Annotated in this window: 6 protein-coding genes and 1 other annotated feature; all 6 genes read right to left on the bottom strand. The window is 33.5% G+C overall.

Going from position 1 to position 3691, the window contains the following annotated elements; translation table 11 throughout:
- Positions 1-226 precede the first annotated feature (226 nt).
- Positions 227-679, bottom strand: a complete 453-nt coding sequence (locus RR643_RS11395; RefSeq protein ID WP_332483292.1) for a hypothetical protein — start codon at positions 677-679, stop codon at positions 227-229.
- A gap of 100 nt (positions 680-779) precedes the next feature.
- Positions 780-1181: a hypothetical protein gene (locus RR643_RS11390; protein WP_332483291.1), complete on the bottom strand. Its 402-nt coding sequence runs from the start codon at positions 1179-1181 to the stop codon at positions 780-782.
- Positions 1182-1262: 81 nt separating this feature from the next.
- Positions 1263-2543, bottom strand: a complete 1281-nt coding sequence (gene obgE, locus RR643_RS11385) for a GTPase ObgE (protein WP_332483290.1) — start codon at positions 2541-2543, stop codon at positions 1263-1265.
- 51 nt (positions 2544-2594) lie between these two features.
- Positions 2595-2879 carry a 50S ribosomal protein L27 gene (gene rpmA, locus RR643_RS11380; RefSeq protein WP_332483289.1) on the bottom strand — a complete coding sequence of 95 codons (285 nt, stop codon included), beginning with the start codon at positions 2877-2879 and terminating at the stop codon, positions 2595-2597.
- Between the two features lie 4 nt (positions 2880-2883).
- On the bottom strand, positions 2884-3198 hold the full coding sequence (locus tag RR643_RS11375; protein ID WP_332483288.1) for a ribosomal-processing cysteine protease Prp: 315 nt from the start codon (positions 3196-3198) through the stop codon (positions 2884-2886).
- 2 nt (positions 3199-3200) lie between these two features.
- On the bottom strand, positions 3201-3512 hold the full coding sequence (rplU, locus tag RR643_RS11370) for a 50S ribosomal protein L21 (protein WP_332483287.1): 312 nt from the start codon (positions 3510-3512) through the stop codon (positions 3201-3203).
- Between the two features lie 27 nt (positions 3513-3539).
- Positions 3540-3613, bottom strand: a sequence feature (ribosomal protein L21 leader region).
- Positions 3614-3691: the final 78 nt, after the last annotated feature.

Raw genomic sequence — 3691 nt, 5'->3', positions numbered from 1 at the left:
TATAAATGGATATCCTGTTGAATGATTTGTGATTCCAATTCATTCAGATAGAGACAATCAGAATAGGAGATTGTTTTCATGATGAACTCCTTCATGTTTGAATATATTCTAACATAAAATCTTCATAACTTGAATATGATTCATGTTGCTTTCGCTGAACTTTCCTATACGGCAAAGAAAAAGAAAGATTTCTCTTTCTTTCCCCTTAACTTCATAAAAATTTAGGTTATTTTGGCTGTATATCTTCCATAATTTCTACTTCTTCAATCACTGTCGCATCATCATCTAAATCATCCGCTTTTTCGGAATATTTCATCGCATTCACAATACTCTTTTCCATTTCACGATCTTCAATGCACGCATCACATGTTTCTGATATTTCATGTTTAATTTTTGTAATCAATTCAGTTTGATGAGTCATCGTAAGTGATAAACTTTTTAACATCTCGAGACTTTCATCTTGAATCTCAATCAAAACTGCAAAACCATAAAGTGAAGCACTCGTTAGAAGTGTTAGGAAAAGCGTCGATACAAAAGCTGTCATATTAAAGTATGGTTCACTGAAATATCTCATCATACCTCGCATCGACATTGTTGATAAGCCAATAGATGCAACAATACCAAATACTAAAAATAATACTGCTAAAACTTTTAGTGTAACGATAATAACTTTTTTCATTTAATTCACCTCTTAGTCATTCTGGTCTAAGGATAAGAACTCTACCTACCCTAATTTGACAATATCACTGAGTACTCTATTTTTCAATAAAAGTGATTTATCACATTAAAAAACAAAGTAAAATTAAAAATGTCCACGGGTTTAAAACCATCAACACAATGGGTACTAAAAATATTGCAACTGAGTAATTTAAAATTAGTAATATAACTAATCCAATATAGATAAAAATAACCCACCATTTATAGCGAATAATTGATTCTTTAAATGATTGAATATCTTCAAATTTAATTTTTCTATACTTTTGAATTAAAACAAATGTAACAATTGTAACTAATAATATAATACAAATTAGATATAACCAAAATCCTCCTTGTATTTCTAGAAAATGGATTTTATTAGGTCCAAAATAAATATCATTGAATGCCATTGTAATTGTAATAGCATTTACAATCGTAAATACAATAAACGCAATGCACATTGATTTAAATGTTTGTGGTTTCATATTAACACCTCATGCGTATTATAACAAATTTCTTTCTACAACTCTTTCCAAATAACCAAAAAGAAAACTCACATTCGTGAGTTATTCTACATAATCAAATTGGAAATCATTTAAGAATATAATATCGCCTTCTTTTGCACCTGCATCTCTTAATGCATCATCAACACCAATTTTCTTAAGGGTTGATGCAAAACGATATACATCTTCTTCTTTTTCAAAATCAATCGAAGCGAATAAACGTTCAACACGCTTACCTTCAAGGCGCCATTGTCCATTTCCTAAGTTATGAACAGTAAAGTCTGGTCCTTTTGGCTTGTATTTGAATAAGACTCCTTCTTGTGTTTCTTCTTCCCCAGTTATTGGGAAATCAGGTGTAACCGCTAATAAGTCAGCTACGCGATATAAAGCACTATCTAAGCCTTCATGAATAATTGTGATTGTTGGGAATATTTCAATATCTGGATAAGCTTCTTTAAATCTTTTAAGATTTTCCTCGGCTGGTTCCAAATCCATTTTATTCGCAATAACAACTTGTGGTCTTTCTAATAAACGTAAATGATATTGTTCAAGTTCTTTATTGATGATACGGAAATCCTCTACAGGATCTCTACCATCATTACTTCCCATATCAATTATATGAACCAATACTCGACAACGCTCAATGTGTCTTAAAAATTGATGTCCTAAACCTTTACCTTCACTTGCACCTTCAATTAAACCTGGTAAATCAGCCATAACGAAACTACGTCCATCACTTACTTGAACAACACCTAAATTTGGTGTGATTGTTGTAAAATGATATTCTGCAATTTCTGGTCTCGCTTTACTTACCACTGATAAAAGTGTCGATTTTCCAACAGATGGAAAACCAACTAACCCAGCATCAGCTAAAAGTTTAAGTTCGATTGTAACATCTTTTGTTTCACCTTCATCACCAAGTTCTGCATAATCAGGTGCATTGTTTCTACCAGTCGCAAAATGCCAGTTTCCTCTTCCACCTTTACCACCTTGAGCAATTATTGCACGTTGGTCAGGTTTAATAAGATCTGCCAATAATCCGCCTGTTTCAGCATCTTTGATTATTGTTCCTTGTGGAACTTTAATCACTACATCATCTGCATCTGGACCATGCATTTTATTACCACGTCCATTACCACCAGGTTGAGCTTTGATAAGACGATTAAAACGAAGATCAAGTAAAGTTGATTTATTAGTATCTACTTCAAAAATGATACTTCCTCCTTTTCCTCCATCTCCTCCTGCTGGTCCTCCTAAAGGAACATATTTCTCACGGCGAAATGCGACAAGTCCATTGCCTCCATTACCCGATTTTAATTTTAATTTGACGCGATCAATAAACATACAGACCCTCCTTCAAAGAAATAAAAATCCCCAATTCCTGGGGATCATTTACTAAGCTTGTGGATAGACAGAAACTTTAGTTTTGTCTTTTCCTAAACGTTCAAATTTAACGATACCATCAACTTTTGCGAACAAAGTATCATCACCACCACGGCCAACATTTGTACCTGGGTGAATTTTTGTACCACGTTGACGATATAAGATAGAACCTGCTGACGCAAATTGACCATCTGCTTTTTTAGAGCCTAAACGCTTTGATTGTGAGTCACGTCCATTCTTAGTTGAACCTACCCCTTTTTTCGAAGCGAAGAACTGAATATCTAATCTAAACTTCATGGTTTTACACCTCCTGTTTACTTAATTTTATGAAAGCCTCATAGCTTTCTTGGATTGTTTCTAACTGGATAATTCCAGTTTTTAAAATAATTTGTGTTTGTTCATTGTCTCTATTATTTACAAGAACCGAGATTTTGTTGTTGTCCATTGAACAAGTACATTCAGCATTAAGTAAGTCCAATGCGTTTAATAAGCCAATCGCAATACTGCTGACTCCTGCACACACTGTATCTTCACCATACTCTTTGTACTCGGCATGTCCTTTAATATTCAAACTTATGACTTTTTCATTTTGTGTTTGAATACAAATCTTAATCATAATTAAGCCTCGATTTTTTCAACAACCAATTTTGTATATGGTTGTCTGTGACCTTGTTTACGATGAGAAGAACCTTTTTTAGACTTGTATTTGTAAATAACTATTTTCTTAGCTTTACCTTGTTTTTCAACTTTACAAGTTACTTTTGCTCCGTCTAAATATGGAGTTCCAACTTTAATTGAACCGTTTGAGAAAGCTACCACCTTGTCAATTACAACTTCAGCACCTGCTTCAACTTCTAATTTTTCAACGTAAATTGTTTGTCCTTCTTCAACACGTAGTTGTTTTCCACCTGTTTCGATAACTGCGTACATTCCATGCACCTCCTACTCTTTTTTTTAATGAATCTGTAGACTCGCCAAGATAAGGGGGCAAATTGCACTTAAATCCCTTTGTTGAGCGGTTATAGACCCCATTGAGGGCATATAACATAGGGAGTATAGCATATAAACCTATTCTCAGTCAATAAATATCTTACTAAAAAGCCTTTAAA

Source organism: Anaerorhabdus sp. (assembly GCF_036637135.1).
Taxonomy (GTDB): Bacteria; Bacillota_I; Bacilli_A; order Erysipelotrichales; family Erysipelotrichaceae; genus Anaerorhabdus.
This window is presented reverse-complemented; position numbering and strand designations above follow the sequence as displayed.